Origin of the sequence: Streptomyces sp., assembly GCF_035563135.1 — a bacterium.
GTDB lineage: Bacteria > Actinomycetota > Actinomycetes > Streptomycetales > Streptomycetaceae > Streptomyces.
Map to the genome: position 1 here is coordinate 1 of NZ_DATMVN010000360.1, position 3,605 is coordinate 3,605.

Here is a 3,605-nt window from a genome sequence, read left to right on the forward strand (position 1 = left end):
TCCGGCGTCTCGAAGCTGAGCAGGTCCGTGAGGTCACGGGCAGCGCGGGCCAGCAGCGGCAGTTCGGCTTCGTTCGCCAGCAGCGAGCAGTGAGCCTGGTAGATGAGAAGAGCGGCATGTTGGGAGGTGCACTGCGCCCACTGGTCCGGCTCGCTCTCGTACTGCGAGGTGGTGGACAGCAACCACTGGCCGCGCTGGGTCACCCACAGGCTGAATGCGCGCCTCTCCTCGCGCAGCGCCTCGTCGTCCTGGTCCAGGACTCTCTGGGTGGTGCCGAGATCGAACCACCGCGCTTTCCGCCAGGGGAGGTCCTCCGCCACGGAGGTGACGTCATCCACGGTGCCAGTGATCACGGCCCACTGGACGTCGTCGCCGGGCAGGGCCGGTTGCCCCTCCTCGTCCGGGATCGAGTAGTCCGCCGTGGCGAGCAGAGCACGCGTCGCCTCGTCGTCCAGCTCGTGGCCGTCGGTGAAGCCGGCTGCATCCTCCCAAGTGAGCCCGGTCAGCTTCTCCGACAGTGCCAGCCCGTGGTGCACGTGGCAGTCCCAGCCGTCCTCTCCGAGGACGATCGCGGTCTCGCCGTGCCTGCTCCCACGCTCAAACAGCTCCGTCAGCAGCTCGGCAGTGATGGTCAGAGCCATGGTGCGCCCCCAGGGAAGTTGAAGTGTCGGGGTACCCCGACAGTGGCGCAAGAGGCGGCCGACGCGCCTGGTTGTACGGTGCCACCTGAACTCCCAGGTCCCCGCAGGCTTGCAGGCACTTCTTGGTCACCAGGTCTTCCGCCGCGCATGACAGATCGGCGTCGTCGTAGAAGAAGAGGTCGCGCTCCCTGATCCCGTGGTTGAGGTCATCGAGGCCGGGTGTGGCGTTCGGGCCGGCGAGCGCGGCCTGGTGGAAGTGTCCCTGACCGGTACACAGCTGATGGACTACCTGGGGCAGTTGAACACCGACATCGATCCGCCGGATCACCGGGCACTCCATGCGCCGCGGCTGCATCCAGGCCATGCTCGACGCCGGGAACCCGCCCGAGGCGGTCGCCGTCCATTCCCGGCACTCGCCGCGCTCCACCGCGTTCGACGCCTACCACAACAGGAAGCTCACCTGGGACCAGAACCCCACCGCCGCCCTCGGTCTGGCGGCCTGACTCGCCAACTACTCGCAACCGGATTGATTGAGGCGGGAGTTCGGCTCTGATGCAGATTTGCTGAGGGGGAAGGGCAAACTGCGGCATCCGCTGGTCGGGGTCCGTCATGATGTGGAGATGACTACGCACCAGGCGTTGGGCGCGGACCCGCGCTTCCCTTCCTCTGCCCAAGCGCACCACAGAGGAGGTACGGACACTCAGCGGGCCGCAGTTGCGGCTGCCTCGGTCGATGAGCTGCAGCCGGAGGCGGAGGTTGAGTTCGAGTGCTCCAGGCATGATCCCCGCGTGGGGCTCCGTGACCCGCGTCTTGTGCTCTCGTACGCGGTTTTGGTGGGCGTACTCGGCGTGGCTACCGTTGCCGTGATCGCCGTGATCCGGGCAGAACCCCGTGATCTGGCCAGGGTCTTGAAGGCAATGCCGCGCTTCCCGGCCGGCGAGTCCAATTCTTCATGACGTGGCCTGCTTCTTCTTCCGGGTGAACTCCGGCGCGGGCCGTAACCTGGATGCTGAGGTGGACGTCTTGCAGGCATGGGAGACATCGTTACGGCACATCTGTCCAGGCCCGGCATGACCTACGTCGACATCGTCGGCGTTGACGAGGCGACGGTGCGGATGGTCGCCGGGGTGCTGTCGGGCGCCTGGGCGACGAGCGGGTCGCCCGCTGTTCAGCCGGCCGGGCATGTGCCGGGGCAGGCGCCCTGTACCGGCCGGCTGTATCTCGACACCACGCTGCCTGCCCCGGGCAAGGAGCGCGTGCTTCCTGCGGACTGGGTCCGGTTCACCTCGCCTCCATGGGGCGCCCGCACCGACGGGGTGAAGGAGACCTGCCTACGCCGCAGAAGGGACGGCCGGGCGTGCGAGCGCCAGGCGGCGGAATGGCCGCGTGGGTACGGTGCGGAGGACCCCGGGGCCTGCTGGTCGCACCTGACCAAGAGCGAGCAGCAGGAGTGTGTGCAGGTCCGGCAGGCCTACCGGGAGGCGTTCTGGGCAATGAAGCGCCGGCATCAGGAGGAGGCGGGGCACGGCCGCAACGAATGGTGCGACGGCTGCACCCTGCTCCCCTGGCAGAGGTCATCGGGGGCCGCGTTCTGACCCCCGTCCCGTGTCGCCGGATCGGCCGGGAGGCCAGCCGTCCGTCACTGGGAGCGCACCAGGTCCCAGCCGCCGCTGGTCGGGTTCAGGGTGGGCGTCGAGGTATGGCGGACCGGGCGCGGCGCGGTTGCCCTGGTGGTGCACAGGCATCGTAGCCGCCATACCGGATGCCGGGAATCAGGATGTTGCCGTACGACTTCGCGGCCATCCCTGTCTCGGCTACCGTCCGTCAGGCCGGTAGCCCGGCGCGCGGGCGGTAGCGTCGGCGGATGCATACGCGCGTGACGGGGATCCTCATCGAGGACGGCAAGCTTCTCCTGCTGAACCAGGGCACCGACGGCCCCCGGTCCTGGTCGCTGCCCGGCGGCAGGGTTGAGGACGGTGAAAGCCTCGAGGAAGCGCTGGTCAGGGAAATGCGTGAGGAGACCGGCGCCGACGTGGAGATCGGCCGACTGCTGTATCTGTGCGACCACGTGGATGCTCACGTCGTCCACATCACCTTCGAGGCCCGCCGCACGGGCGGACGGATCGGAGACGTGACGCAGGGTGCGGACACGCGGCCGATTCGAGGCGTTGAGTTCGTGGCGCTGGAGGACCTGCCGAGCCGCGGCTTCAGCGACCGGTTCGTGCAGCTGTGCCGCGACCGCTTCCCCGGCGCCGGGTCATACATGGGGCCCAAGCACACCATCGGACTATGAACCTGAGCTGAAGCTCCAGCGCTCCCCGCGCCAGGGGTGCACCGGTCGGGCCCGATCTGCCTGTGGAGGACCAGCCGGCGGCCGCGGGCAGGAGGCCAAAGACCTCGTACCTGGGCATGCCGGACGATGCTTCGGTGAGCGGCGGGAGAAGAGTGGTGATCTGCGCTGGCAGTGGTGACCGCCGCTGCGGTGGCCGCAGGCTCCCGGCGGTGGGATGCGGATGGCAACGTATGCCGAGGGTGGTCCGGCGAGCGCCCTGTGGGACGCGTCTGTGGCTGTCGAGACGGCGGGTGTGCGGGTGGTGCCGGTGTCCTCGGTATCCCGCCTCGAAGGCCCCGGCGAAGTGTGCAGGGCCGAGGCCGCTTTGATGGCGCGGTTGGGGACCCTGCCGGGCCGATCTGCGGTGGAGGAGCTGGAGGAGGAGAAGTTGCTGTGGCTGGACCGGGCAGGGATCGCCCGGGAGGCTGGTGCGGACCGCGCGGCTGCGGTCGTGGTGGGAGCGGTGCCCGGGCGGGGATGACAGGTCAGGCCGGTTGCGGGAGGTCGCTGCTGCGCACAAGCAGTACATTCCGCAGCAACGGTGACATTGCGGCCCCCGTCGCGGGTGGTGGCAGAGGACCGGGTCGTGATGAGCACGGGGCGGTGTGATCCGCCATCAGCGGAAGGCGGAG

At 68.9% G+C, this 3,605-nt stretch carries 6 protein-coding genes; 4 read left to right on the forward strand and 2 right to left on the reverse strand.

Features of this window, described 5'->3' with window-relative positions:
• A partial coding sequence (locus VN520_RS15600; RefSeq protein ID WP_325747519.1) for a hypothetical protein occupies positions 1-641 on the reverse strand: 641 nt, incomplete at its 3' end.
• Complete coding sequence (locus tag VN520_RS15605) at positions 598-1,005, reverse strand: hypothetical protein (protein WP_325747520.1); 408 nt, start codon at positions 1,003-1,005, stop codon at positions 598-600. The genes VN520_RS15600 and VN520_RS15605, both read right to left, overlap by 44 nt.
• On the opposite strand from VN520_RS15605, the gene VN520_RS15610 reads away from it, so the two are divergent.
• The 4 genes from VN520_RS15610 to VN520_RS15625 all read left to right on the forward strand — a co-directional run bounded on the left by VN520_RS15610 (position 1,004) and on the right by VN520_RS15625 (position 3,454).
• Positions 1,004-1,144: a hypothetical protein gene (locus tag VN520_RS15610; RefSeq protein WP_325747521.1), complete on the forward strand. Its 141-nt coding sequence runs from the start codon at positions 1,004-1,006 to the stop codon at positions 1,142-1,144. The genes VN520_RS15605 and VN520_RS15610 overlap by 2 nt on opposite strands.
• A 528-nt stretch (positions 1,145-1,672) precedes the next feature.
• Positions 1,673-2,236, forward strand: coding sequence for a DUF6207 family protein (locus VN520_RS15615; protein ID WP_325747522.1), 564 nt, complete (start codon positions 1,673-1,675; stop codon positions 2,234-2,236).
• Between the two features lie 269 nt (positions 2,237-2,505).
• Positions 2,506-2,934, forward strand: a complete 429-nt coding sequence (locus tag VN520_RS15620; protein WP_325747523.1) for an NUDIX hydrolase — start codon at positions 2,506-2,508, stop codon at positions 2,932-2,934.
• A 220-nt stretch (positions 2,935-3,154) separates the two neighbouring features.
• Positions 3,155-3,454, forward strand: a complete 300-nt coding sequence (locus tag VN520_RS15625) for a hypothetical protein (protein ID WP_325747524.1) — start codon at positions 3,155-3,157, stop codon at positions 3,452-3,454.
• Positions 3,455-3,605: the final 151 nt, after the last annotated feature.